The 25,681-nt window shown below is 51.6% G+C and carries 24 protein-coding genes; 3 read left to right on the top strand and 21 right to left on the bottom strand.

Annotation, left to right across the window (positions count from 1 at the left end; translation table 11 throughout):
- Positions 1-441: 441 nt before the first annotated feature.
- The 8 genes from LI015_RS23265 to LI015_RS23230 form a co-directional block, all read right to left on the bottom strand.
- Positions 442-3,495 carry an efflux RND transporter permease subunit gene (locus LI015_RS23265; RefSeq protein WP_002568372.1) on the bottom strand — a complete coding sequence of 1,018 codons (3,054 nt, stop codon included), beginning with the start codon at positions 3,493-3,495 and terminating at the stop codon, positions 442-444.
- Positions 3,496-3,509: 14 nt separating this feature from the next.
- On the bottom strand, positions 3,510-4,688 hold the full coding sequence (locus tag LI015_RS23260; protein ID WP_195638349.1) for an efflux RND transporter periplasmic adaptor subunit: 1,179 nt from the start codon (positions 4,686-4,688) through the stop codon (positions 3,510-3,512).
- Between the two features lie 231 nt (positions 4,689-4,919).
- Positions 4,920-5,813 carry a LysR family transcriptional regulator gene (locus LI015_RS23255; protein WP_002568374.1) on the bottom strand — a complete coding sequence of 298 codons (894 nt, stop codon included), beginning with the start codon at positions 5,811-5,813 and terminating at the stop codon, positions 4,920-4,922.
- Positions 5,814-5,846: 33 nt separating this feature from the next.
- Positions 5,847-6,800, bottom strand: coding sequence for an ABC transporter permease (locus LI015_RS23250; protein WP_002568375.1), 954 nt, complete (start codon positions 6,798-6,800; stop codon positions 5,847-5,849).
- A gap of 41 nt (positions 6,801-6,841) precedes the next feature.
- Positions 6,842-7,789, bottom strand: a complete 948-nt coding sequence (locus LI015_RS23245) for an ABC transporter permease (RefSeq protein WP_002568376.1) — start codon at positions 7,787-7,789, stop codon at positions 6,842-6,844.
- Positions 7,786-8,805 carry an ABC transporter ATP-binding protein gene (locus LI015_RS23240; protein ID WP_227126468.1) on the bottom strand — a complete coding sequence of 340 codons (1,020 nt, stop codon included), beginning with the start codon at positions 8,803-8,805 and terminating at the stop codon, positions 7,786-7,788. Before LI015_RS23240 ends, LI015_RS23245 begins: the two co-directional genes overlap by 4 nt.
- A complete protein-coding gene (locus tag LI015_RS23235; RefSeq protein ID WP_002568378.1) occupies positions 8,798-9,778 on the bottom strand; it encodes an ABC transporter ATP-binding protein in 981 nt (326 codons plus the stop codon). Before LI015_RS23235 ends, LI015_RS23240 begins: the two co-directional genes overlap by 8 nt.
- A 139-nt stretch (positions 9,779-9,917) precedes the next feature.
- Entirely contained in the window at positions 9,918-11,603 is a 1,686-nt protein-coding gene (locus LI015_RS23230) for an ABC transporter substrate-binding protein (RefSeq protein WP_002568379.1), read from the bottom strand.
- A gap of 387 nt (positions 11,604-11,990) precedes the next feature.
- On the opposite strand from LI015_RS23230, the gene LI015_RS23225 reads away from it, so the two are divergent.
- Entirely contained in the window at positions 11,991-12,332 is a 342-nt protein-coding gene (locus LI015_RS23225) for a cyclic-di-AMP receptor (RefSeq protein WP_002568381.1), read from the top strand.
- A 110-nt stretch (positions 12,333-12,442) separates the two neighbouring features.
- Here LI015_RS23225 and rpsR read toward each other — a convergent pair whose 3' ends face one another.
- From rpsR to LI015_RS23160, 13 genes are all read right to left on the bottom strand, one after another.
- Entirely contained in the window at positions 12,443-12,712 is a 270-nt protein-coding gene (gene rpsR / locus LI015_RS23220) for a 30S ribosomal protein S18 (RefSeq protein ID WP_002568382.1), read from the bottom strand.
- Between the two features lie 37 nt (positions 12,713-12,749).
- Positions 12,750-13,214: a single-stranded DNA-binding protein gene (locus LI015_RS23215; RefSeq protein WP_002568383.1), complete on the bottom strand. Its 465-nt coding sequence runs from the start codon at positions 13,212-13,214 to the stop codon at positions 12,750-12,752.
- Positions 13,215-13,263: 49 nt separating this feature from the next.
- Positions 13,264-13,551 carry a 30S ribosomal protein S6 gene (gene rpsF, locus LI015_RS23210; RefSeq protein ID WP_002568384.1) on the bottom strand — a complete coding sequence of 96 codons (288 nt, stop codon included), beginning with the start codon at positions 13,549-13,551 and terminating at the stop codon, positions 13,264-13,266.
- A 168-nt stretch (positions 13,552-13,719) separates the two neighbouring features.
- Entirely contained in the window at positions 13,720-13,923 is a 204-nt protein-coding gene (locus tag LI015_RS23205) for a DUF951 domain-containing protein (protein WP_002577390.1), read from the bottom strand.
- A gap of 41 nt (positions 13,924-13,964) precedes the next feature.
- Positions 13,965-14,957, bottom strand: a complete 993-nt coding sequence (locus tag LI015_RS23200) for an aldo/keto reductase (RefSeq protein ID WP_002568386.1) — start codon at positions 14,955-14,957, stop codon at positions 13,965-13,967.
- An 18-nt stretch (positions 14,958-14,975) separates the two neighbouring features.
- Positions 14,976-15,698, bottom strand: coding sequence for an NAD-dependent protein deacylase (locus tag LI015_RS23195; RefSeq protein WP_002568387.1), 723 nt, complete (start codon positions 15,696-15,698; stop codon positions 14,976-14,978).
- A gap of 88 nt (positions 15,699-15,786) precedes the next feature.
- Complete coding sequence (locus tag LI015_RS23190) at positions 15,787-16,914, bottom strand: GNAT family N-acetyltransferase (RefSeq protein ID WP_227126467.1); 1,128 nt, start codon at positions 16,912-16,914, stop codon at positions 15,787-15,789.
- Positions 16,911-17,822: a DUF2156 domain-containing protein gene (locus LI015_RS23185; RefSeq protein ID WP_002568389.1), complete on the bottom strand. Its 912-nt coding sequence runs from the start codon at positions 17,820-17,822 to the stop codon at positions 16,911-16,913. Before LI015_RS23185 ends, LI015_RS23190 begins: the two co-directional genes overlap by 4 nt.
- Positions 17,823-17,996: 174 nt before the next feature.
- Complete coding sequence (locus tag LI015_RS23180) at positions 17,997-19,610, bottom strand: DUF3794 and LysM peptidoglycan-binding domain-containing protein (protein WP_002568390.1); 1,614 nt, start codon at positions 19,608-19,610, stop codon at positions 17,997-17,999.
- A gap of 72 nt (positions 19,611-19,682) precedes the next feature.
- A complete protein-coding gene (locus LI015_RS23175) occupies positions 19,683-20,555 on the bottom strand; it encodes a tRNA 2-thiocytidine(32) synthetase TtcA (protein WP_002570327.1) in 873 nt (290 codons plus the stop codon).
- 26 nt (positions 20,556-20,581) lie between these two features.
- Complete coding sequence (gene cysE / locus LI015_RS23170) at positions 20,582-21,232, bottom strand: serine O-acetyltransferase (protein WP_002568392.1); 651 nt, start codon at positions 21,230-21,232, stop codon at positions 20,582-20,584.
- A gap of 179 nt (positions 21,233-21,411) precedes the next feature.
- Entirely contained in the window at positions 21,412-21,837 is a 426-nt protein-coding gene (locus tag LI015_RS23165) for a protease complex subunit PrcB family protein (protein ID WP_002568393.1), read from the bottom strand.
- A 126-nt stretch (positions 21,838-21,963) separates the two neighbouring features.
- Positions 21,964-23,004 (bottom strand): branched-chain amino acid aminotransferase, encoded by a 1,041-nt coding sequence (locus LI015_RS23160; protein ID WP_080548717.1) that lies wholly within the window; start codon positions 23,002-23,004, stop codon positions 21,964-21,966.
- Between the two features lie 218 nt (positions 23,005-23,222).
- Here LI015_RS23160 and LI015_RS23155 point away from each other — a divergent pair, with 218 nt between their 5' ends.
- Complete coding sequence (locus LI015_RS23155) at positions 23,223-23,816, top strand: TetR/AcrR family transcriptional regulator (protein WP_002570329.1); 594 nt, start codon at positions 23,223-23,225, stop codon at positions 23,814-23,816.
- Between the two features lie 233 nt (positions 23,817-24,049).
- Positions 24,050-25,585 carry a sodium/proline symporter gene (locus LI015_RS23150; protein WP_002568396.1) on the top strand — a complete coding sequence of 512 codons (1,536 nt, stop codon included), beginning with the start codon at positions 24,050-24,052 and terminating at the stop codon, positions 25,583-25,585.
- Positions 25,586-25,681: the final 96 nt, after the last annotated feature.

Here is a 25,681-nt window from a genome sequence, read left to right as displayed (position 1 = left end):
CCTGCCGGAATATATGGTTAGTTTGCGCAGATATGCCTCCGGGAATACGATGGACCATACGTTTGTGTTGCAAAATGACAACTTATCCAGTATTTGTCCATAGCTTTCCTATTATTTTTGTACAATATGAATAGATTATAACCCATGCATAAAAATTTATCAATCCACTTTCTCAATATTTCATGAAAAAATTTTAGACTTTCTAAATATTTTTGTACAGCATACAAAAAACTTCTATCCATATTTTAATAGCTGCCCCCTTAAACATCACATCCGGCGGGACCTATTTGTTACATTAATAACAAATTTTTTTATTAAAATAGGCTGCAGTCCCAACGCCTTCCATCTGCGTCATAAGCTACAGCCTATTTAATAACATCATATCATTTTATCCTGTTATTTGAAACAGTAATTTTTTAACATCTTTTTAACGCACCCGGACTAATCCGCAATAATCATCCGTTTCTTTCCGCCGCCGTTCATCAGGCTGTAGTATGCAGGAAGCATAAGCAGCGACAGAATGGTGGATGCGGTCAGGCCGCCGATATTAACAAGGGCAAGACCCTGTGTGGTGGAACCGCTGTCGCCCAGAGCAAGGGCCATGGGCACCATGGACACAACCGTGGTCAGGGTGGTCATCAGGATAGGTCTCAGACGGGTAGCGCCCGCTTCCACCAGAGCAGTATTTAAATCCATCTCCCTGCGGTACTGGTTTACCGTATCCACATACAGAATACCGTTATTAACAACCGTACCAACCAGCATCAGGAATCCCAGCAGGGACGTCATGCTGATGGCGCTGTCTGCCAGCCACAAAAGACCAAAGGCACCTATGAGGCAGAACGGAATGGTGGTCATTACCATGATTGAGAACTTGGGCGACTCGAACTGGGCCGCCATGACCACGAATACCAGGAAGATAGCCAGGGCAATGGCCTGGAACAGAGCCGTAAACTCCTCTGTCATGGATTCATCCATCTGGTTCTGGGCAATGGTTACATTTGCATTATCACTTACAGCCGGCTGCACCACCTCGCTTAAAAGCAGGGCCTTTGTGTTTTTATCCGAATTCTCGGTATAGATACCGCTAATAGTGGCGCGGTACTGCTTATCCTGCCTGGTGATGGATGCCGGGCTGTCTGCAAAGTGAATGTCAGCCACATCTGTCAGCGCCACGGAGCTGCCCTTGGGCGTCTGAAGGGTAATTGTCTCAATCTGATCCAGGGTCTTATAGCGCTCCTTAGGATACTCTACCTTTACATCAATATCATTTCCGTCAATATTAAGGGAGGTGGGAGTGGTGCCGCTGAGCATGTTGTTCAGGGTACCGCCAATCTGGGCCGGCGTCAGTCCTGCCGCCCTTGCCTTGATGGGATTCACCGTCACCTTGACAACTGAGGCCGCGTTCTCCAGGTCGGAATGGACCTTGGTCAGCTCCGGACGTTTGCTTAAGTTTTCTGCCAGCTGGTCGCTGACCGCCTTCAGGTCATCGTAATTTGTACTCTGAAGGTCCACGGAGTATTCATCATCCGAACCCATCATGGCGCTGACCTGTGAGTAGGCTTCCACTGTTATATTGGTATCGGAGATTCCGCCCAGCTGCTGCTTCCAGAGGCGGACCACCTCATCTGTCTCCATCTTTCTGTCCTTCTTAAGGTAAACAGTGATGTTGGGATCCGAGCTCATGCTCAGTCCTGAACTTCCGGCCAGAGTAATGTAGGATTCCACATCCCCCTGCTGGGAGATAATATCCTCTATCTGCTTCATGATATGGTCCACTTTATCAATGGTCATACCCGGCTTTACTTCCGCGGTAATGGATATCTGGCCCTGGTCATCCTCAGCCATCATCTCCACACGCAGGAACTTGGCTATGAAGAAGGAGAACAGAAGGAGCGCTACAGATGCCAGCATGACAAGTCCCCTCTTGTTCAGAAGCTTTGTCATGATTCCCCTGTAGGCTTCCTGCATCTTTTCAACAGGTCTGGACAGGGGAGCTGTCTTTTTCTCCACCGGCTTGTAAATCATATAGCACAGAGGCACCACCGTGATAGCCGATATAAGGGATGCCGTCATACAGAACACAATGGTAAAGCCCAGAGGCCGGAACATCTGCCCCGTCATACCGCCCAACATGGCCAGCGGAAGGAATACCACGCAGGTGGTCAGCGTGGAACCGATAACTGACTGGTACACCACGCCGGTACCGTTTAAGGCCGCCTTGGAAAATTCCCGGAATCCTGTGTCATCCGTGGCCCTGAAACAGCTCTCAAGCACAACAGTGGAGTTATCCACCATCATACCGACGCCCAGCACCAGGGCGCTCAGGGTAATAACATTAAGGCTGAAGCCCATGAGCTGCATCAGTATGAGAGACGACAGGATGGATACGGGTATGGAGCTGCCTACAATCATAGACGCCTTCAGGTCCCCGAAGAACAGCCAAATGATGACCATGGAAATGATAATGGCCAGTACCATTGTCTCGATAACAGAGCTCAGGGACGACATGATGGAATCCTTGTCATCATCTACTATGGTAATCTGCAGGCTTGGATCCTTGGCGGTAAGCTCATTCACCACCCGCTTTACATCTTTTGAGACATTCAGAGTGGCGGCGTCCTGCTGCTTGCTGACAGTCAGGGCCACGATATCCTCGGGAAGTCCGTTCTCAGCCTTATAACGCGCAATACTCTCTACATCATCCGCGCCCATATATACCTTGGCCACATCGCTCAGGTATACGGTCTGGCCGCCGGATACGGTCAGCGGAATATCATTGAGACTGTCCATGGTCTCAAAGGGCTGCTCGGTTGACACAGACAGCTTCTGGTCACCCACCTGCGTATCTCCTGCCGGATATGTGATATCCGATCCCGCAATATCGCTGGCAATAGAGCTCATGGATACGCCGTACTGTTTCAGCTTCTCCGGCATCAGCTCCACCTTGATGTATTTCTGGAGTCCGCCGGTGATGGAAACCTCGGCTGCTGTTGACAGCTTCTCAAATTCAGGGACAATCTCATTGTTTACATAATTGTACAGATCGTCGTCCTCACCATGGCTGACCGCCATGATTACATTTGGCTTCAGGCTGGTATTCAGCTCCAGCATGATGGGGTCATCCGCATCCTCAGGAAGCTCTACCTTAGCCAGGTCCATCTGTTTCTTTAAATCATCATACGCATCGTTCATATCCGTGCCGTACTTATATTTCAGCATGACGATGGACATGTTCTCCTTTGACTGGGAGGATATGGTATCCAGACCGCTCAGGGTACTGGCCCTGTCCTCAATCGGTTTGGTGACCAGCTCGCTGACATCGTCAGGGCTGGCGCCGGAGTAAACGGTCATTACAATCATCATGGACATGTTCATATCCGGCATCAGCTCCAGCGGTGATTTCATCACCGAGGATAAGCCGAACACAATCAGACACAGGATTGCGAGAACCGTACTGACCGGCCTTCTTAAGACAAGTTTTGTTAAGCCCATTTTCCTGCCTCCTTCTATTGTGCCTGACTCTGGTCTGCGGCCGGACTTTCAGCTTTGTCTGTCTGATCGGTTTCCTGGATGACCTGCATCTTTATCTGGGCATCGGTTTCCGTTCCATTCATCTCAATGGTTGCCGGCGCCTCGGTCTCCAGTGTCACCTTGGTCCCCTCCTTTAATTCGGAGGTCCAGGTGGTGAGGATCTGGTCATCCAGGGTGATTCCTGAAAGCACCGCGATATTCTCACTGTCATAGATACCCACTTCCACCGGTACCTCATGGATGATGCCGTTGTCATATGTATATACGTAGGCATCGCCTGATTTATAATATACACAGTTATTTGGAATCAGAATGGCATTCCTGGCAGATGCAGAAGGCACCCGCAGCTCCACACTGGTTCCGGCCGCCATGGTCTCATTGTCATCCACAGACGCCTTTATCTTGAACAGGCCCACGGATGCCTCAGCCATGTTGCTGACTTCAATGACATTGCCGCCGTATTCGGTTCCTTCCTTGATGACCGTAATGGGATCACCCGGGTTCAGGTGGTTCTTTACCTTCTCAGTCACATAGAAAGTCACATTATTGCCGCTGTCTCCCGCGATAACGCAGAGCTGGTTGGAGTTTCCGACTGTATCATGAACCTCCACATTGAGCTGCTCCACCCGTCCGCTTATAGGGGATGTTACATGGCTGAATTCCATCTGGTTTTCATATGCAATCTTGGCGGACTCATACTGAAGTCTCTTGGCCTCAGCAGCGGTCTGATAGCCCTCAAACTCTTTATCAGATACAAAACCTGAGGCATGGAGCGGAGCCATACGGGCCAGGGTAGACTGTGCGTCATCCCATGCCACCTTTGCCGCGTCCATGGAGTTTTTGGATGTGTCCACCTGCTTTGTATCAATCTCCAGCAGCACCTGTCCGGCTGCAACCACATCCCCGGCCTTCACGTTGACAGCTGTCACGTCGCCTCCTGCCTTGGGATATATGTATACAATGTCGGCCGGCTCAATGGTGCCTACCAGGTCTGTTGTCAGTAATATGTCGCCCATATGCGGCGTCTGCACCGTTACCACCGGATCCGGGGTAGGGACAACAGGCTCTTCCTTTTTGAAAACTCGGGCAATCACAATGACTGCTATAATTACAATCACGATTCCCCAGATAATGCGCGTCCTTGCCTTTTTCATCTTCTCCTCTTTCCTTTCATGTCCTTTTTAGTATGAGAATCTGTCATAGCACCGGCGCTGTCCAGTGATGGAATACAGCACCAGAAAAAAACAAGGGAAATGAGCTGCTTTGGTCCACAGCCCTTCCCCAAATTACGGCTTCCTTCTTTTTTACCAACCATCTTGTATTTTAGACAGTTGCCCCCCTTTTTGTCTAACACCAAAATGCGGATAATTAACAACACATTGTTGTTAATTATAATTATTTTTCAAAAATTTAATAAAACTTTCAAGTCTTTTCTCATTTTCTTTACGCCATACAATGATGACGCTGGCATAGGCCTGGTTCCTGGAGTTGGGCATAGGGTGCATAACCAGGCGTTCCCCGTAGTTGTGATAAAATTCTTTAAAGCCGATATGAATCCCTTCATTGGCAATAATTGCCAGCTCCAGGCTGTTGACATTTTCATAATACCGGGCCTTCTGAAGGACGTGCTCCTGCTTGGCAATCAGTTCAAACAGCCGCAGCTCGGCGCCGGCAAAAAAATTCTTGAAGAGACAGAGCATGGTCTCTCCCTTAAAATCCTCCATGACCACATCTTCCTTCTGTGCCAGGGGATTTTTCTTGGACATGACATAGTATAAGGGCAGCTTTTTTATAACCATCAGGCCGCACTTCTCTTTAAGCTGCTCGTAGGAAGGAGTAAAACTTACCGTCATCATCAAATCCGGGTTTCCGTTGGTTATATCTTTTATATTGGTGAATTCATTGATTTCAAATTCCACCTCCGGGTCAAAGGCCATATAATCAGCCAGTATGTTGCCCGCCATCTCTATGATGCCGCTCATGCCCACCACAGACAGATTAATCCTGCGTTTGGCTCTCTCCCCTTCCTCCCTGGCCATATCCACGGAGTCATATATTTCCTTGGGGATATCCTTCCAGCGCCACAAAAGAAGCTCACCGCTGCGGGTCAGCCTCACATCCCTGGTGGTCCTGTCAAAAAGCCGCAGCTCCAGTTCCTTTTCCAGAGATGCTATCTGGCGGCTCAACCCCTGCTGGGATATATACAGATGGTTGGCTGCCTCCGTAAAATTAAGGGTCCTGGCTGCTTCCAGGAAACATTCTATCTGATGGATGGTCATGGATATACTCCTTTTGTGTGCGTTCCAGTATTGTTATAAGCTGTCCGGCGTATCCTGTTTTGCTGCATCCTGTTCTGGCGTATCCTGTTTTGCTCCGCCCAGATTCAGAACCGCGGACGGGTCCAGGGCGTCTCTCAGGGCATCGCCCACAAAATTGATGGCAACCACCAGGACCACTATCAGGAGTCCGGGCGGAATCCAGAGCCAGGGCTGCTTTGTCAGCACGGTCAGGGACTGGGCGCTGTTGAGCATATTGCCCAGGCTGGCTGTGGGCGGCTGCACCCCCATGCCCAGAAAGCTTAAGGAAGCCTCATCCAGCATGGACAATGCCATGACCGAGGTGGCGTACACCAGAATGGGCGCAACGGTATTGGGAAGTATCTCTGAAAACAGGATATGTCTGGCAGGCATCCCGGCTACTATGCTGCTCTTGACAAAATTAGTCTCCCGCAGGCTCAGCACATTGCCCCTCACCAGCCGGGCAATGCCGGGCCAGTCCACAAATCCGAGAATCAGTATGATGCTCCAGAGCCCCGGTTCAAAGATGGCTGCCGCCACCAGCACCAGAAGTATATACGGAAAGGACATGACCATGTCTGTAAAACGCATGATGGCTATGTCCAGCCAGCCTCCAAAGTATCCCCCCAGCAGACCCAGGCTGACTCCAATGGCAGTGGATATGGCTGTAGCCAGCACGCCCACCAGCAGAGAAATACGCGTTGCATATAATAAGCGGGAGAACATATCCCGTCCGATCTGGTCTGTTCCCAGCAGGAACCCCGGGCCCGGCGGGGCGCCAAAGGGTCCTGCGATGGCATCCGGGTCATAGGGCGCTATGACAGGCGCCAGGATGGCCGCTGTGCAGATAACTGCCAGCACCACCAGACTGATGCAGGCCAGACGGTGGTGGAGAAACCGCCGCCTGACGGTCTGCCAGTAATTTTCTCTTCCAATGTCCCCATAAGGGTTCTTTCTGTTCATTTTCATTCTATCTATGCTTACTCCTGTCAAGTACTTGCGCCGGTCTGTCAGTCATACTGAATAGCCGGGTTTACAATGGCGTACAGAATATCCGTCACCAGGTTGGCTGCCAGCACCACCACGGCGGAAAGCAGGCAGACGCCCATGATTACCGGGTAATCCCGGTTCAGAATGGCGCTCATGGTCATAAGTCCCAGTCCGGGCCAGGAAAACAGCTGCTCCACAATGACCGCGCCGCCAAACAGCACCGGAATCTGCATGCCGATAACCGTCACAATGGGCACCAGGGCATTGCGCAGGGCGTGCTTATATATGACCATCCTGCGCCCGATTCCCTTGGCCCTGGCTGTGCGCAGATAGTCCTGCTGGAGGATTTCCAGCATGGCGCTGCGGATATACCGGATATTGGTACCTGCCATGGAGACAGACAGCACCAGCACAGGCATCACCATATGGGCCGCCACATCCGCTGCGCCGCCCGCAGTTCCCAGGGTGGTCATGCCTCCGGATGGCAGTATGCCCAGATTCACGGTAAACAGGTACACTAACAGCAGGGACAGGAAAAATCCCGGTATGCTGCTTCCGAAAAAGGAGGCTGTGACCACAGCGTAATCCCCCTTGGAATACTGGTGGATGGCGCTGTAGATCCCGGCAGGCACCGACATGATAAGACTTACTATCAGCGACACCCCCATCAGAAGGAGGGTTGGTCCCAGATGGCTTCCAATCATGGCGCTGACCGCCTCGTAGGATTTCACGGAGTACCCCATGTTTCCGGAAAGAAGCTGCCCAAGCCAGATAAAGTACTGTATATAAAAGGGTTTGTCCAGTCCCATGGCCGCCTCCTTGGCAGCAATGGCTTCCTGGGAAATACGGGCTCCCTGAAGCATTTCCAGGGGACTGCCCGCAAAACACATGATGGCATAGTCAATCATGGTAATGCCAAGCAGGGTGGGAATAGCAATCAGAATACGCTTCAGTATATATTTTGTCATACCTTCCCGTCCTCCTTCTCTAATTCCTTAAACCGGATACAGGCTGTCAGGTGGCTGCTTCCGGGAACCGCCGGCCTCAGCTCCATTTCCCCGCTCATGCACTCCCCCTTACAGTGAGGGCATCTGGGGTGGAAGGGACATCCTGAAGGCGTATTTACATTTGACGCAGTCTCCCCGCCCACAATTCCCTCTGAACGCTTCCTTCGTTTCCTCGGATCAGCAATGGGCACCGCCTCGAACAGAGCCCTGGAATACGGATGAAGAGGGTGGTCAAACAGCTCCTTCCGGTCCGCAATCTCTACCATCTTCCCCAGGTACATGACGGCAATCCGGTCGCTGACATAGTTCACAGCCCCCAGTCCGTGGCCGATAAAGATGCAGGTAAGTCCCAGCTCCTTCTGTAAATCCCTGAGCAGGTTCAGTATCTGGGCCTGGATGGACACATCCAGGGCGCTGACCGGTTCATCGCACACCAGCAGTCTGGGATTCAGGGAAAGGGCCCTGGCAATACCTATGCGCTGCCTCTGTCCGCCGGAGAATTCATGGGGATATCTTCCCAGACAGTTCTTAGGAAGCCCCACCATATCCAGCAGCCTCTCCACATGGGAATACACATCCCCGCGTTTGGCCAGCCCATGATACAGCATGGGCTCTGCCAGTATCTCAAACACATGCTTCCTGGGGTTCAGGGATGAATAGGAATCCTGGAATATCATCTGCAGCTGGGTGCGGAAGGGCTTCATCTGGGCCTGGCTCATATGGCCCAGGTCATGACCGTCGTAGACAACCCGTCCTCCTGTCGGATGTTCCAACCCTACCAGCTGGCGTCCCAGCGTGGATTTACCGCAGCCGGATTCACCCACCAGCCCCAGAGTCTCCCCCTCAAACAGCTGAAAGGAAACCCCGTCCACAGCCCGCACCACACCGGCGGAACGGGAGAACATGCCCGACTTTGCCGTATAATATTTTTTCAGTCCCTCCACAGAAAGCAGGGGGACCCGGGATGTATCAGCCATCTGCCAGCACCTCCTTCGCCCTGCAGCACCGCACAATGTGGGAGTCCCCCACAGACATCTCCTGCTGCGGCTTCATGCATATCTCTGTCCTGAAGGGACATCTCCTGGCAAAACGGCACCCTCGAATCCGGTCGTAATGCTCCGGCACAATCCCCTCTATGGACTCCAGTCTTCTGTCCTCCTCATCCCTGATGCCGGGTACAGAACGCAGCAATGCTCTGGTGTAGGGATGGGCCGGATGGTCAAACAGCTCCAGCACCCGGGCCTGCTCAATGAGCTGCCCCGCATACATCACTAACACCCGGTCTGCCATCTGAGCCACCAGTCCCATGTCATGGGTGATGAGCAGCACCGCCATGCCCATTTCCTCCTTAAGCTCCAGAATCAGGTCCATGATTTGGGCCTGAATCGTCACATCCAGAGCCGTGGTCGGCTCATCGGCAATCAGAAGGGACGGATTACAGGAAAGGGCCATTGCAATCATGACGCGCTGGCGCATGCCTCCCGACAGCAGGTGCGGGTATTTTTTCATCACAGATAGGGTGTCCGGCAGCCCCACCTTCTTAAGAAGGGACAACGCTCTCTCCCGGGCCTCATCTTTTCCCAGCCCCATGTGGGCCCGGATGCTTTCCGTCATCTGGCTCCCGATGGTAAATACTGGGTTCAGGGAAGTAAGAGGGTCCTGGAATATCATGGTCAGCCGGTCTCCCCTGACTCCGTCCAACTCCCGCTCCGTCATGGAAAGCAAATCCCTTCCCTCAAACAGGACCCGGCCGGCCGTCACCTTGCCCCCTTTTCCCAAAAGTCCCATGACAGACAGGGCTGTGACGCTTTTGCCGCAGCCCGACTCCCCTACAATACAGACTATCTCCCCCGAATCCACATGGAATCCCACGTGGTCCACACTGATATTCTTCCCCCCGTCACCGGAAAATTCAACTTCCAGATTTGTGACTTCAAGGATATGTGACATATTGTTTCCTCATTTCTTAATATTAATGGCCCATTTCCCATGAATGAAGATACCCAGAGAGCATATGCCCTCCGGGAATCTGTTCATACGTTCCGATTATGGGGTTGTCCTGCCGGGATACATTCAAATGGAACATATTCTATTGGGATACATCCCACTGCTCCACATGATTGAAGAAGCCATAGACGCTGGGCTTAACCCCGGTCAGGCGCTTATTGGCCGCTGCCATGGTCTTGATAATGTAGGCTGAAAACATGGGTACATCCTCCTGGACGCTCCGGTCTACAATCCCGTACAGCTCCTTCAACTTGTCCTTGTCGTTTGTCAGGGCCACATTTGACAGGGCTTCCTCCACCTCCGGCCTGGTATAGCCGGTCCAGCTGCCCTGGCCGCCTAAGAGCCAGGCAACGTCCGCGTAAGGATCCACCGGAGGATACGTATACTGCACGGACAACACATCAAAATCACCGCTGGAAGCAGTGCTCATCAGCGTATTGATGTCCATGGTCTGGATATCTGCCTTGATGCCCACCGCGGCCCACTGGGCTGCTATAACAGAAGCAGCGTTCACAAAGGTACTGTCGCCTGAGTCAATGCAGAAACGGATGCTTTTGCTCTGGTCCCATCCGCTCTGTGCCAGCAGGCTCTTTGCCTTTTCCGGATCATAGGAAACAGGCACCAGGGTACTGTCAAAATACGGGCTGGCTGATGACAGGAAACCGTCCGCCACTTCTCCGTTTCCCTTTAAGAGCTGCTCCAGAAGCTGGTTCCGGTCCACTGCGTACAGCATGGCCTGACGCACCTTTGTATCGGTGATTCTGGCTGTATTGATGAATACGGACTGGTTGGTAATGGGGTCTCCGTAGGAAACCTCCACGTTCTCCAGCGCCGCCACACTCTCATAGTCCTCCAGGGGAATGGTACTCATGGTGTTCTGGGTAATGTCGATTTCCCCGGACTTAAGCCCGGCATAAAGCTGGCTGCCTTCCACGATTTTTATGTTGAGGCGCTCAATCTTGGGAGCACCCTTCCAGTAGTCTTTGTTGGCCTCATAAGACACATAGTGGTCCCGATCAAACTCTGTCACCTTATAGGGACCGCTCACCACGTCCGGGCGGCTAAACCATGGGGCTGACGTCAGCGCCTTCTCATCTATATCCCCAATCACATGCTTTGGAAGGGGCATGAGATAGCGGGCATAAGAACTGTTAAAGGTTATGAGCGACATGGGTGCCTTGGTGGTAAAACGCACGGTCTTATCATCCACCCTGGTAATGCCTTCCACATGGTCTGCCCCTTCTTCTACAAACCCGTTGTCGCCCACGCCTTCAAATACATAATACATCATAGCCGGGTTTCCGATGACCGGGCTGCACAGCCTGAGAGCCGTGTACACCACGTCGTCCGCAGTGACCGGAGTCCCGTCGGACCATACGGCCTTATCATCAATGTGCACCAGGAAATTTCTCTCGTCCTCAGCTGTCACGGAATCAGCCAGCATTCCCTCAAATTCCATGTTCTGGTCCAGTTCCACCAGGGGCAGGAACATAAGACCTGTTGCATATTTATTCATCTCCACGCCGTCCATCAGCAGGGGATTCAGCGTATTGAGAGAGCTGGTCACTCCGATATTGACAATCTTCCCGCTGCCAGCGGCCGCTGACTGGGTCTGGCCCGCTGCTGCCTGGCCTGATTCCGCCTGGCCCGACGGCTGGCTGCCGCCCTTGCCCGCACATCCTGCCGATGACAGGACCATGGCCGCAGATAAAGCCAGGGCCAGAAATCTGCCTGCCCTTCTCCCTGCTGTTCCTTTTGTATGTTTCATAAGTTTCCTCCTTAAAACCGGCATCCGTCTCTGCACAGCGCTGCGCCGCGCAGCAAAACCACACTATTCATAGCAAATTAGTATGGTTTTATTTATATCATTACACGCAAAAAATGTCAATAGCTCTGTCCCCCCGGCTTTTAAAATAAAGTGGAAATTTACTCCATACTGCTATAGAATAGGGTTAAAAGGAGTAAGCTTCTCCCCTCCCTTGTTCCTCCGTCCACTCTGCGTTACCTGCTAAGCAGGGAGGCTGCTCCTGTCCTTCGTAAAATCCGTGAGGCAAAAGATGTAATACACTACTGATTCTTCTTTTGATCCATGCCTCATTGTGGTACAATGCCTTATTATAGACAAAACTCTCAATGAGGTAACGGAGGTATGCTTATGGATATGAACCTGATGCTGATTATCGTACAGGAGAATGATGCTGAATCACTGGCATCCGCATTTAAGAGAAGCCAGATTCAGGCCACCAGGATAGACGCCAAAGGGCTGGTTTCCAGCAGGAAACTTAATGTATTCCTGGTGGGGACGGAACGGACGGACGAAGTATTGCAGCTGGTATCTTCCAACTGCAAAGAACGCGCCATGGAGATAGAGGACCAGGAATACAATGGCCATATGTTTGTGGATGTACAGAAAACCATCGTCATTGGCGGCGCTACCATCTTCATCCTGGGGGAGGCCAGGCTGATGAAGGTCAAGGGCGGATGCTGCGGGGATTAAGGGCAGCCGGAAAACATAAGGTAAAAAACACAAATGCAAAAACGGGACTCCATACATCACATATGGAATCCCGTTATCATTTTACCCATCAATCCCTGCTGAACAAAGAATTAATCGCAGGTATATGGCATAAGAGCGATATGACGTGCGCGCTTGATAGCTACAGTCAGGGCTCTCTGGTGCTTTGCACAGTTGCCTGTGATACGGCGGGGAAGGATTTTTCCTCTCTCGGATACGTATCTCTTTAACTTGTTAACATCCTTATAATCAATGGTTCCGTTCTTATCTCCACAGAATACACAAACTTTTTTTCTTCTGCGCATTCCGCCTGGTCTTCTCATCTTAGCGCCATCTGGTCTGTCTGTTTTATTAAATGCCATTGGTGTTGTCCTCCTTTATTATTAACCATGGAACATCCTAGTTAAATGGAAGTCCTTCGTCCTCCACTCCATCAGGAATGTTCATAAACCCATCACCAATCGCACTGGTAGGAGCCGGTCTCTGAGAAGGAGCTGCCTGGGCATATCCTCCCATTTCAGACGCCGCACCCTTACTGTCTGCGAATTCCTGGTCATCCAAAATGACCTCGGTGGTGTATACTTTCTGACCTTCCTTATTTACATAGCTACCTGTCTGGATTCTGCCTGACACAAGCACCCGCATTCCCTGACGGAAATACTTCTCGGCGAACTCGGCAGCGCGGTCAAATGCAACACAGTTGATAAAATCGGCTGTCTGCTGCTCCGCGGAGCTGTCCTGGCCCCTGCGTCCCCTTCTGTCCACTGCAAGGGTGTACCTGGCTATAGCCATGGAACGCTCTCCCTGTGAATATCTGACTTCCGGGTCTCTTGTCAATCTTCCCATTAAGATAACTCTGTTCATACGGTCACACTTCCTTTTTCTCTCCCGCCATAGGCGGTCTGGGTATCCCTTATGCCTCTGCCTTAACGCATAAGTATCTGATCACTGGTTCCATAATACGAATGTGAGCCTCTACTTCATTCGGGCATACAGAATCAGACTCGAACTGGATGAAGTAGTAGTAAGCTTCGTGCATCTTCTGAATTTCATAAGCAAGTCTCTTCTTGCCCCATTCATCTACATTTGTTACAGTGCCGCCGAAACGGGTAATGTAACCCTTTACCTTTTCGATTGCTGCTGCACGCTGCTCGTCTTCCAGCTTCACATTCAGAACAACGGTTAATTCATACTTGTTCATCTTGCTTTACCTCCTTGTGGTCTCTGGCCCCTGCTTTCAGTAACAGGAGCAAGGATATAATATGTCACGGAGTATTATTTTAACAAATTCCCTGGACAAATGCAAGATGTTTTTTTGTTTTCTTTCATTTTTATGACGGATTTCGCGGTATCTCCAGGGGGCGGCTGCTTAGGAATCCTCTTTTGCCTTGGTAAGTCCTCTGGTATTTTTCTCCACCAGCCTGCGGGCAATCATGATTTGATGTCCGCACCCCATGCATTTAAGCCGGAAATCAGCTCCCACCCTGAGGATTTCCCACTGGCTGCTGCCGCAGGGATGGGTCTTTTTGAGCTTTACTATGTCCCCTACTTCATAATTCAACTTTTCATTCATGCCATATCTCCATTTCTGTATATGGGTCTGGCCGCTGCCTGTCACCCTTTCAGTATGCCTTCTATGTCAGCCAGCTCTTCACAGCTGAATGCCGGGCTGTCAAGGGCCTTTGCGTTATCCTCCAGCTGGGCAATACTGCTGGCCCCTATGAGAACGCTGGTGACTTCCTTCCTGCGAAGCACCCAGGCCAGGGCCATCTGGGCCAGGGACTGTCCGCGCTCCCCTGCCATTTTGTTCAGAGCCCTGATTTTTACCAGCTTGTCCTCTGTCAGATATCTGCCGCCCACAGTGGTCCCTTCCTTTGAAGCCCTGGATCCTTCCGGTATCCCATCCAGATATCTGCCCGTCAGGGCGCCCTGTGCCAGGGGGCTGTAGCATATGCAGCCCACGCCCTCACGGTCCAGAAGCTCGAAAAGGCCGTCCTCCGCCCAGCGCTCGAACATATTGTACCGCGGCTGGTGAAGCAGACAGGGGGTTTTGTTCTCCCTCAGTATGCGGATGGCTGCCTCTGCTTCCTCTGCCTGATAATTGGAAATCCCCACATACAGCGCTTTTCCCTGGCGCACCATGTCTGACAGGGCACCCATGGTCTCCTCCAGGGGTGTCTCAGGGTCAGGACGGTGATGGTAAAATACATCCACGTACTCCAGTCCCATACGCTTTAGGCTGGAATCCAGACTGGCCATAAGGTACTTCCTCGATCCCCAGTTGCCGTATGGTCCCGGCCAGAAATCAAACCCTGCCTTTGTGGAGATAAACAGCTCATCCCTGTACCTTCCCAGACCGTCCCGGAGAGCGGAACCAAAATTTTCCTCCGCCTTTCCCACCGCCGGAAATCCATAGTTATTTGCCAGGTCAAAATGGGTGATACCCATATCAAATGCCCTGAAAAGAACAGCCTCCTGTTCCTCCAGGCTCTTTTCCAGTCCAAAATTCTGCCACAGTCCCAGGGATATTCTTGGAAGCAGGACACCGCTTCTGCCGCTGCGTTTATATTCCATGCTGCCGTATCTGTTCTCTGCCGCCTGATACATCTGTGATACCTTCCTTTCCTAATCAACCACAGTCCCAAGGACCTCTCCAATCGGATCGCTGATAACCAGATCCGCCTGGGAATCCCTTGAGGTGGCCGCTTTATTGATGAGCACCAGTTTATGGCCTCTGTAGTAGTCAATCAGTCCTGCCGCAGGATACACCACCAGGGATGTCCCTCCTATGATGAGTATGTCCGCATGTCTGATATAGTCCACGGATTTCTGCAGTGTCCTGTCATCCAGCCCTTCCTCATACAGGACCACGTCGGGTTTAATCACACCGCCGCAGCTGCAATGAGGCACGCCATCGCTCTTTACAACGTAGTCCAGATCATAAAACTGTCCGCATCTGGTACAGTAATTCCTATGTACACTGCCGTGAAGCTCCAGCACCTCCCTGCTTCCCGCCATCTGGTGGAGGCCGTCAATGTTCTGGGTAATGACCGCCTTAAGCTTCCCCCTCTCCTCCAGCCGGGCCAGGGCCTTGTGGGCCTGGTTTGGGACAGCATCGGTAAACAGCATCCTGTCCTTATAAAATCGGTAGAATTCCTCCGGATACCGCATATAAAAGCTATGGCTTATGATGGTCTCAGGCGGGTACTTATACTGCTGGTTATAGAGCCCGTCCACACTGCGGAAATCCGGAATCCCGCTTTCCGTGGATACTCCGGCTCCGCCAAAGAACACAATGTTATCACTGCCGCCAATCCATTCCTTTAACTGCTGCCATTTTTCGTTCATAACATTACCCCTTCCTGCCTCTGCAACCCATGCCTTATCTATAGACTTATCTATAAGCCTTATCTTGCAGCCTTATCTATAGCCTTATCTACACCACCTCATCCAGATACACGCCGTCCAGGACCTGCACATATGCGCACCAGAAAGGCACTCCATTTTGTTCCCCCTCTGCCAGCTCCTCCAGGGCGCTGTATCCAAACAGCCAGGATGCCAGCTGTTCTATGGTAATATCCAAAACCTCTGTGGAAACCAGCGTCCCCGGATAATCCGGCTCCTCTGCGCATTCCCCGGTATGAATCTTTGGCAGGGATACCCCTTTCTTTGTAAGGGAGGATCCGTTTCCGTCAATTTTCCATCTCCACAAACCGCTGTTGCCCGGTATCAGCGGGTCATGGATATTGACCATCACATCCATGGCAGGACAGGGACACCCTTCATCCAGGACAATGGCCTCCATAAAGGAGCGCACATCGGTAATGCGGGCCATGATTGCCGGTCTGGGCGCATGCTGGCCGCTGGCCGGTTCCAGCCATCTGTCCCTGCCCGCATACAGGAACCTCTGCTCCTGCTTCTCACGCCCCCAAAAGGCCTGGAACGCCTGCAATGACCCCGACACATCATACCATCCATATACGCTTCCCGCCTCGCTGTCTAACTCCGACTGAAGCATCTCCATATAATCCCGGTCGCGCAACGCATAGACCTGGTACCTGGAGGAGAGCCAGTGGTTCATCCATCCGGCCAGCGAGGAACAGAGATTTCCGTCCAGCCGAAGTTCCCGCCTCTGAAGGCATTCCTTTGCCTCAGATCCCAGTCTGTACTGAGGCTGGTCAAATATATACCGGAACCCAAAGGGCCTGTAGATATCCGGCGAGGCCGGCATGAGGTAGCAGAAGGGCTTCCTGTCCTGATGCATGTCCCCCAGCATCTTCATGAGCACATCCCTCATATGTCCGCGGTGGCGGCTGTCGGCAGCCGTAGCCACGCCCACGATATAATCCAGCTTCCACATCTTCTTTCCCATATTGATCCTGTATGGGTTCATATGGGCCATGGTGACGATACGGCCTGTGCCGTCCTCCTTCACTAGTACGGAGCTCTGTAGTATTTTTTTATCAAAATAATAGTCTGCAAATTCCCGGGAATCCTCCGGAAACGCTTCCTGCCAAAGGGGCCTGCACGCCCCGAACTCACTTTTCTCCAAATACCGGATCATCGTTCCCTCACCATATATTTTCTAGCAAATCCAATGGGACAATAGCTCATCTTGGCCTTTCTCAGTCCCTCCATGCCCACATCGTCCTCCCTGTTCACCAGTTCAGCCTCAGGAAATTCATTGATTAGGAACTGCTGGTTGATAAACTGGTACAGACCTCTGATTTCAGGGTTGGCCTTCTCAATATGAATGACAGCCATATTCTCACGCACATTCAGGCTTCCAATGGTAAACGCCTCCAGCTGGCCGTCGATATATACCCCGGCCATCCTCACGTAGAGGCTGGAACAGTTTTTAAGTATATCGTGGATCCCTGCCACCTCATAATCCAGGGACAGCTCCATGGCGCCCACTTCCTCCTTGTGCTGCCTCCAGCGCTCCATAAACTGCCACACCTCATGACGGTCGGAGCAGCACAGACGCCTGTACTCATACCGGCCTTCATAGGTGCGCTTAAAGCCGTTCAGGTGGTTTCTCTTCTTGACAAACTTCTTTCCCTCCAGCTTTCTCAGCTCCTCGCCGCTGTAGAGGTAGTCCTTTAAATCCACCTGTTCCTCCACCTCAAAAAGGGCCGGATCCAGGTTCAGGCACTGTACCGCTTCCTCATCGGCCAGGGAGATATAAAAAGGCTTGTGAAGCACACCCGAAAAATAATCCACCATCTGCTGAAAAAAGTAAGGCAGGTCCTCCTCCCTGCACAGAGGCATGGCCGTGGAAACCTGGCCGTCCTTTTCCATAAGCCACAAAACAGCTCTTCCCTCGCTCACCGCGCACTGTACATGATAATAGTCCTTCCACAAAAAACTGTCCAGAAACACACTGTCACATGTTTTATTGGGCCTCAGCCCGTAAAAAGGCCGAAGCCTGTCTATATCCCCGGCCACCACCGGCTTAAATTCCAATTCCATAGCATAGCACCTTCTTTTCATTTAACTTCTGATAGTATACCATAAAACCGGGTTCTATAACAGTTTTTTTGCATCACAGGAAAAAGACCTGGAAGCCGTCTTGTTTCCAGATCTCTTTCACTTTCCGGACCTCATTTTTCCAAAACCGCCGGCCTCTTCCGGCAGGAACCTCCCTTACAGTCCCTGGGCAATCTCTTTCACCAGCAGCAGCCTCTGCCCCGGTTTCACCTGGTCGTCCGCCAGCTCGTTGGTGGATATGATATTGCCCACTGTTGTATGGAATTTTTTTGCGATTTCCCACAGGCTGTCTCCCGGCTGTACGATGTATCCCACGATTCCCGGCAGCTCCTGGAGCTTCTGCAGATCCATGGGATGGATGGCTGCCCCTGTAATCACCGGTTCGCACACCGGCTGCAGAACCAGAAAGTCCAGGGCAATCACTGCCTTCACTTCCACCATGTCCCCGCCCATCATCACGGCGCTGAGCTGTTCCAGCCCTGCATCCAGCTGGTACACGCTGTCCTCCCGGATTCCTCTGGCCTCCGCCACGCAGTGGAAGGGCACCTGCTCCACAGAGGACTGGACCGGTGACGTGTCATCGCTGGTGAGATATAAAAGGGTCACTTCCAGCACACCGTCAATCTCCAGGCAGTCATCCCCGATTTCCACCTCATCCAGTTTGATGGTGCCCTCGTTGTGGCAAATCTGGAGAATCCGCTCAGCCTGGGGCAGACTCAGCTTCTCTGCCACCTTGGATTTGCACACATTCCTGGTCAGTATCTGGTCAAAACAGGCGTCTGAACGGTTCAGCTCTATCTCCCGGTTGTTGGAGTACATATCGCTTAAAAGCTCGACCTCCTCCTCCTCGTAGAGCTTGATATCCAGCTCCAGCACCGCGTCCACATCCATTTCCCGCATTTCCCCGTCGTAATCAGGCTTGGCTTCCATGTCCTTATGGGCCAGGCGCACTGTCACCATGGGGATTTGGTCCTCCTTCACATCACCCATTTCCATGTCCCCTGAAAATGGTATGGTCTCCTCCAGCCACTGGACAGGCATATTTTCATCCTCTGCCCCGTAAATAACAAAAACACTGAGTTCGCCGTCCAGATGGAGCCTTCCGTCCAGTGGTTTAGCGGTCACGTCCCGCAGCTTCATTTCCCGCCATAACAGCTGGCCTATGTTGGGCTTGCCTCCGGTAAGGCTCAGTTCCTCCTTAATCCGGTATGTATCCTTGCGCCTGACAGCAATGGCAGCCGCGTTGGCCGTGCGCTTAAGCGTCTCCACCTGCACCTGTCCCGCTCCGTCCGTGTCAGACATGCCGGCCCCTGCGGGACGGCTGTTATTTTCCATGTCCACATCCACAGCAGCTTCCACGTCCCTCAGGGTCTCCACCCGCACCTGAAGGGTAATGATGGCCTGGACTCCCAGCTTCCTGGAATTAATCATATCCGTGTTCAGGTCTTCCAACATCCAGTTAAGCCCCACGTAATCCTTTTCCTCCAGGCCCTGGACATTGACAACCTCCTCAAAGGGAATATTGCCGCCCAGGGTCTGGAGCCCGCCGCTCTCCTTGCGGTACAGCACCTGGAATTCCAGCTTCCCCTTTACCGCCACCTTATCCCCCTGGTTCTTCACTGTCTCAATCTGTATTTCGCCGGTGTCCAGCATGACCTGCTCCATATCATCCAGGGTATCCGGTACAATAAAGTCATCGTCCAGGGTAATCTGCGTGGTCACGTTGCCCTTCCATTGGTTCATATGTATCTGCTTCTTTATCAATTCCATAAAAAACACCTGCCATCTCTCATAGTCTTTTAGAAAAATCTATGCGGGCAGCAGGTGATTTATGCTCTTTTTCTATCTTTCATCGTATTCGTCCATAAAGTGGCGGCGCACCCCGTCCTTCACATAGCCAAGGCAGGCATCCAGGTTGATGTTCTCCACGCTTTTCATGATATTGGCGTCTATGAAGGGGCTGGTCTTTCTGAGGGAGCGGATAAGCTCCTTCATCTCCTGGCGCTTGGAGGTGTGCACGATATCAGCCGCCTCCCCTGCCATGCCCCTTGCAGCCTGTTCCTTTGCAATCCGCTCCGTAAACCGGCAGGCACACTGGAGGAAATGCAGACCGTTGTAATCCTTCCAGTCCAGTATATCCTCTTCCTTTACATAGTACAGGGGACGGATTAATTCCATGCCCTGGAAATTCGTGCTGTGAAGCTTGGGCATCATGGTATTAATCTGGCCTCCGTAAAGGATTCCCATAAGAATAGTCTCAATCACATCGTCAAAATGATGTCCCAGTGCTATCTTATTGCACCCCAGCTCCCTGGCATGGGCGTACAGATACCCTCTTCTCATTCTGGCGCACAGGTAGCAGGGGGACTGCTCCACGTCCACCACAATGTCAAATATATCCGAGTCAAAGATGCGCACCGGTATATTCATAAGGGCTGCATTATCTTCAATCAGCTTCCTGTTGTCCGGATTGTATCCGGGATCCATGACAATGAACTCCAGCTCAAAATCCGTCCGGCTCTGCCGCTTTAACTGCTGGAGGCATTTGGCCAGAAGCATGGAATCCTTTCCGCCGGATATACAGACAGCCACCTTGTCGCCGTCCTTTATCATCTCATAATCCTGAAGCCCCTTCACAAAGGGGCGCCATATTTCCTTGCGGAACTGTTTTATGATGCTCCGCTCTATATTTACATGGGGTGCTTCCTGTTTCATTTGCCGTGTATCTTCTCCTGGGTAGGTTATTTTTCAGACCGGGCCTCTTTTAAGGCGCCCTTAAGGAAATCAATCTCCTTCTCCATCTGTTCCATCCGCCGTTTCATTGTCTCGTATTCCTCCAGCGTCAGGCTTTTCTTTTCCTTTGGTATGGTAACCCCATCCTTTTTGATTGGACGGGCAGGTATGCCCACGGCGGTCACATTGTCCTCCAGCGGCTTCAGCAAAACTGCATTGGCTGCAATGGAGCAGTTATCCCCCACCTCAAAGGCGCCCAGAATCTTGGCGCCTGCTCCTACCATCACATTGTTGCCCAGGGTGGGATGGCGTTTGCCCTTCTTGGTTCCCACGCCGCCCAGGGTAACCCCCTGGTAAATGGTGCAGTTATCGCCCACCACTGCGGTCTCTCCGATAACCACTCCGCATCCATGGTCAATCAGGATGCCCCGGCCCAGCCGGGCGCCGGGATGAATCTCGATAAGGGTGAAAAAACGGGCAATCTGTGAAATCAGCCTGGCCACAAAAAACATCCTGTGATTATAGAACCAGTGGGCAAACCGGTGCCATATAAGGGCGTGGATTCCCTGGTACAGAAGAAATACCTCCAGGGCGTTGCGGGCAGCGGGGTCACGTTCCTGTACGGCCTTTATGTCAAGCCATATGTCCTTGAATATCATATTTACTCCAGCCTTTCTTTAACAAGTTAATACAACGCTACGGTAATACGACATTTTCCTAAAAAGATTAAATATCGTATAGTATAGCATATGATATTCAAATTAAAAAGAGCTTTTTACAGTTTGCGCCCTGTTTCATACCTCTTTTCAGGCTTTTGCCTCCCCCCGGCCCGGTTATGCTACTGGAATACCACAGGATTTTCCAGATACTCTGTCCTGATTACAATATATGGAAAAGACTGTTCCGCACCGGCATTCTCCCCCTTTTCTGGGCCCTTAAGCTCCGTATTTACCACAATAGAGTTGTCGGTCAGATAGAGCTCATTGACGCTGATGCTGTAGCCGCCTGTGGGCTGTACGCCGTATCCCACCGCTATGTACAGATTCTGTTCATCACTGTATGTGAGCTTAAACGGCTGCTGCTGTTTTTCAGCAATCAGATTCTTAAGCTCATCCGGCACATCCATATCGCCTGCCACTGTGAAATCCAGGTCCCTGACCTTATCCCCGCTGTCCTTTGACGCGGAGCAGCCGGCCAGCCACAGGGTCATGGCAAACAGCATCATGAGCCCAAGGTACACTTTACCCTTAATAGTTCCTTTCATGTTAAAACCTCCCGGAATATATGATACAATTACTATCAATATATTCCGGGAGGCCCTGATTATGCGTTTAAACACATGTTTGCGTATATTCTGACTTTATAATAGTCAAACCGATATTATATGGTGTTATACGATTTTGCGGATCCATCCCTCAGGCGCTTCGATGGTTCCCATCTGAATGCCTGTAAGGGTATCATACAGCTTCTTGGTAACAGGTCCCATGGCGTCCATGCCGCTTGGGAAGCAGATTTCCTTTCCGTGGTCCACAATCCTGCCCACCGGGGAGATAACGGCTGCTGTTCCGCACAGTCCGCACTCTGCGAACTCATCCAGTTCAGAAAGCTTCACAGGCCTCTGGGTTACCTTAAGGCCCAGATAATGCTCTGCCACGTACACAAGAGAGCGTCTTGTGATGGATGGAAGGATGGAATCAGACTTAGGTGTCACCACCTCGCCGTCCTTGGTGACAAACAGGAAATTGGCTCCGCCCGTCTCCTCAATATAGGTTCTGGTACCGGGATCCAGGAACACGTTCTCGTCATATCCGGCGGCATGGGCCGTGACAGACGCGTGAAGGCTCATGGCGTAGTTCAGTCCGGCCTTTACGTGGCCTGTACCGTTGGGCGCTGCCCGGTCAAAATCGCTGACGCAAAGAGTCAGAGGTTTGGCTCCGCCCTTAAAGTAAGGGCCTACAGGCGTTCCAAAAAGCCTGAACTGGTACTCCTGGGAGGGCTTAACGCCAATGACAGGGCCTGTGGCAAACATATAGGGCCTGAGGTAGAGGGTGGCTCCGCTTCCGAATGGAGGTACCCAGGCTGCATTGGCCTTCACCACCTGGTCCACTGCCTCCAGGAATCGCTCCTTCGGGAAGGGCGGCATCTCCAGCCTCCTGGCCGAATCCATCATACGCTCCGCGTTCAGATCAGGGCGGAACGTGACAATGCTTCCATCCTCAGTGGTATAAGCCTTAAGTCCTTCAAAAATCTCCTGGCAGTACTGAAGGATGCCCGCGCATTCATTAATCACCACATTGGGGTCAGAGGTCATCCCGCCCTCGTCCCATGCTCCGTCTTTATAATTCGCCACATAGCGCTTGTCCGTCGGCATATAGGAAAATCCGATATTTCCCCAGTCCAGGTCTTTCTTTTCCATAGTCTGTTCCTCCATTCGGGTAGATATAAGATGTATTTTGAACACAATTATAATCGTATTAATCCTCAAAATCAATGGGTTCCTTGCAAATATACTATACAATTCCTGCATATCAGCCATAACCTCAGCCGGAATTCATACATGCAAAAACACTCTCAGGCCGCATTGCGAATCCCACAAAACTGTGTTAAGTTATAAAATAGGAATAAACCAACACAAGGAGATGTACATACATGGCCAAGAAAAATGCCCGCAACACCCGCGGAAAGATTGTAAATGCAGCATGGCAGCTGTTCTATGAACAGGGCTATGAAGATACCACAGTGGAGGAAATCATAGAACTCTCCCATACATCCAAGGGATCCTTTTACCACTATTTCGACGGAAAGGATGCTCTTTTGAGCACGCTGAGCCTGCTCTTTGATGAAAAATACGAAGAACTCATGGATACCCTTACACCGGAAATGTCGGCCATGGACAAACTTCTCTTTCTAAACAGCGAGCTCTTCGGCATGATTGAAAACAGCATATCCCTGGACCTGCTGGCCCGCCTGCTCTCCACCCAGCTGGTAACCAGCGGTGAAAAGCACCTGCTGGACCACAACCGCACCTACTATAAGCTGCTCCGCAGAATCATCGCCCAGGGCCAGGAATCCGGCGAGCTGAATGCCGAAACCAGTGTCAATGAGATGGTTAAGCTTTACGCCCTGTCAGAACGCGCCCTGTTATACGACTGGTGTCTGTGCGCCGGCGAATACTCCCTGCGCAGGTACAGCGCCTCAGTCATGCCTGCGTTCCTGAGCCATTTCCTGCCGCGGCGGGGATGATTGCAGGAGACCGGAGATGAAGCCTTTATATGTATAAAAAATTTTTCTTATATATTTTTCAAGTATCGTCTAGTCTATTTTTATTATAAATACGTTGTTTTATTTATATTTTTTAATAATTAGTCTAGTATGTAGTCTATACTTCGTTCTGTATTGCGTTCCCCTTAACCCCATGCTATAATGTCAGCATTATGTCCGTTTTCCGCAAAGGAACGCATAACAGGAGGGTAAAAATGAGTACTGGACAAATAGGAATCCTGGCAGCCATCATCGTGTATCTGGCAGCCATGGTATATGTAGGTTTTTATTTCAGCAAAAAGGGCGGCGGTGATTCTGCCGACGAATTCTATCTGGGAGGCCGCAAACTTGGGGCGCTGGTAACCGCCATGAGCGCCGAAGCTTCGGATATGAGCAGCTGGCTTCTCATGGGTCTGCCGGGAGTTGCATACCTGACCGGCATCGCGGATGCAGGCTGGACCGCCATTGGTCTGGCTGTTGGTACATATCTCAACTGGCTGATTGTTGCCAAGCGCCTGCGCCGCTATTCCGTAGCGTGCGGGGCCATTACCATACCGGACTTTTTCTCCCGCCGTTACCGGGATGACAGGAACATACTGATGTGTATTGCCGCCATCGTAATTCTGATTTTCTTTATTCCCTACACCGCCTCCGGATTCAAGGCAGTGGGAACCCTGTTCAACAGCCTGTTCGGCGTGAACTATCACGCTGCAATGATAGCAGGCGCAGTGGTTATTATCGGTTACACGGTCATGGGAGGCTTTATGGCAGTATCCACCACGGACCTGATTCAGAGCATCGTCATGAGCATTGCGCTGGTTATCATTGTATTCTTCGGCATCCATGTAGCCGGCGGCTGGGACGCCGTGACAGACAACGCCCGTTCCCTGGCAGGATACCTGAGCATGACCCATGTCCACAACATGGCTGACAACACAGCATCCCCCTATGGCTTCATAACCATACTGTCCACCCTGGCATGGGGATTAGGGTATTTTGGAATGCCCCATATCCTTCTGCGCTTCATGGCCATCAGCCATGAGGATAAGCTTAAGACGTCGCGGCGGATTGCGTCCATCTGGGTTGTCATCTCCATGTTTGTGGCCATCCTGATCGGCATCATCGGATACGGCGCCTCTGTGGCAGGCGGGATCCCCATGTTTTCATCCAGCTCTGAATCCGAGACCGTTATCATCCGTCTGGCGGATTTGCTGGGACGCCACGGAATCCTGCTGTCTGTTGTGGCCGGAGTGGTTCTGGCAGGAATCCTGGCCTGTACCATGTCCACGGCTGACTCCCAGCTGCTGACAGCCGCCTCAGGCGTATCCCAGAACCTGCTCCAGGATTTCCTGAAGATTAAAATGGATACAAAAGCGTCCATGACAGCTGCCCGTCTTACCGTAGTGGGCATTGCCCTGGTAGCCATCCTGCTGGCCTGGAATCCGGACAGCTCCGTATTTACCATCGTATCCTTTGCCTGGGCCGGTTTCGGCGCGTCCTTTGGCCCGGTGATGCTCTTTGCCCTGTTCTGGAAACGCAGCAATCTGAACGGCGCCCTGGCAGGCATGATTTGCGGAGGTGTCATGGTATTTGTGTGGAAATACGGCGTGCGCCCCTTAGGCGGCGCCTGGAACATCTATGAACTGCTTCCCGCCTTCATCGTGGCCTGCATTGCCATTGTGGCCGTGTCGCTGATGACTGAAGCGCCATCCAAAGAAATCTGTGATGAATACGATTCTGTGGGAAGATAGGATTGAATGAAATACCAAAACCGCAATTTTCAGATAAGACTGTTTCCATCTGAAAACTGCGGTTTTCTCTTTTCCTATTGCTCTCTCATCTGCGGC

The organism is Enterocloster sp. 210928-DFI.2.20 (assembly GCF_020554465.1).
Taxonomy (GTDB): Bacteria; Bacillota; Clostridia; order Lachnospirales; family Lachnospiraceae; genus Enterocloster; species Enterocloster bolteae.
Note: the sequence above shows the minus strand (reverse complement) of the source record. Positions and strands in the feature narration are given on the sequence as shown.

Bases quoted from the DNA above. Each gene is read 5' to 3' on its own strand.
- LI015_RS23190 (WP_227126467.1), bottom strand. From the start codon at position 16,914: ATGATCCGGTATTTGGAGAAAAGTGAGTTCGGGGCGTGCAGGCCCCTT.
- LI015_RS23265 (WP_002568372.1), bottom strand. From the start codon at position 3,495: ATGGGCTTAACAAAACTTGTCTTAAGAAGGCCGGTCAGTACGGTTCTC.
- LI015_RS23230 (WP_002568379.1), bottom strand. From the start codon at position 11,603: ATGAAACATACAAAAGGAACAGCAGGGAGAAGGGCAGGCAGATTTCTG.
- rpsR (WP_002568382.1), bottom strand. From the start codon at position 12,712: ATGGCATTTAATAAAACAGACAGACCAGATGGCGCTAAGATGAGAAGA.
- LI015_RS23200 (WP_002568386.1), bottom strand. From the start codon at position 14,957: ATGTATCAGGCGGCAGAGAACAGATACGGCAGCATGGAATATAAACGC.
- LI015_RS23205 (WP_002577390.1), bottom strand. From the start codon at position 13,923: ATGAATGAAAAGTTGAATTATGAAGTAGGGGACATAGTAAAGCTCAAA.
- LI015_RS23155 (WP_002570329.1), top strand. From the start codon at position 23,223: ATGGCCAAGAAAAATGCCCGCAACACCCGCGGAAAGATTGTAAATGCA.
- LI015_RS23240 (WP_227126468.1), bottom strand. From the start codon at position 8,805: ATGGCTGATACATCCCGGGTCCCCCTGCTTTCTGTGGAGGGACTGAAA.
- LI015_RS23215 (WP_002568383.1), bottom strand. From the start codon at position 13,214: ATGAACAGAGTTATCTTAATGGGAAGATTGACAAGAGACCCGGAAGTC.
- LI015_RS23245 (WP_002568376.1), bottom strand. From the start codon at position 7,789: ATGACAAAATATATACTGAAGCGTATTCTGATTGCTATTCCCACCCTG.
- LI015_RS23185 (WP_002568389.1), bottom strand. From the start codon at position 17,822: ATGGAATTGGAATTTAAGCCGGTGGTGGCCGGGGATATAGACAGGCTT.
- LI015_RS23165 (WP_002568393.1), bottom strand. From the start codon at position 21,837: ATGAAAGGAACTATTAAGGGTAAAGTGTACCTTGGGCTCATGATGCTG.
- LI015_RS23255 (WP_002568374.1), bottom strand. From the start codon at position 5,813: ATGACCATCCATCAGATAGAATGTTTCCTGGAAGCAGCCAGGACCCTT.
- cysE (WP_002568392.1), bottom strand. From the start codon at position 21,232: ATGATATTCAAGGACATATGGCTTGACATAAAGGCCGTACAGGAACGT.
- LI015_RS23150 (WP_002568396.1), top strand. From the start codon at position 24,050: ATGAGTACTGGACAAATAGGAATCCTGGCAGCCATCATCGTGTATCTG.
- LI015_RS23160 (WP_080548717.1), bottom strand. From the start codon at position 23,004: ATGGAGGAACAGACTATGGAAAAGAAAGACCTGGACTGGGGAAATATC.
- LI015_RS23250 (WP_002568375.1), bottom strand. From the start codon at position 6,800: ATGAAAATGAACAGAAAGAACCCTTATGGGGACATTGGAAGAGAAAAT.
- LI015_RS23175 (WP_002570327.1), bottom strand. From the start codon at position 20,555: ATGAAACAGGAAGCACCCCATGTAAATATAGAGCGGAGCATCATAAAA.
- LI015_RS23235 (WP_002568378.1), bottom strand. From the start codon at position 9,778: ATGTCACATATCCTTGAAGTCACAAATCTGGAAGTTGAATTTTCCGGT.
- LI015_RS23180 (WP_002568390.1), bottom strand. From the start codon at position 19,610: ATGGAATTGATAAAGAAGCAGATACATATGAACCAATGGAAGGGCAAC.
- rpsF (WP_002568384.1), bottom strand. From the start codon at position 13,551: ATGAACAAGTATGAATTAACCGTTGTTCTGAATGTGAAGCTGGAAGAC.
- LI015_RS23260 (WP_195638349.1), bottom strand. From the start codon at position 4,688: ATGAAAAAGGCAAGGACGCGCATTATCTGGGGAATCGTGATTGTAATT.
- LI015_RS23225 (WP_002568381.1), top strand. From the start codon at position 11,991: ATGGATATGAACCTGATGCTGATTATCGTACAGGAGAATGATGCTGAA.
- LI015_RS23195 (WP_002568387.1), bottom strand. From the start codon at position 15,698: ATGAACGAAAAATGGCAGCAGTTAAAGGAATGGATTGGCGGCAGTGAT.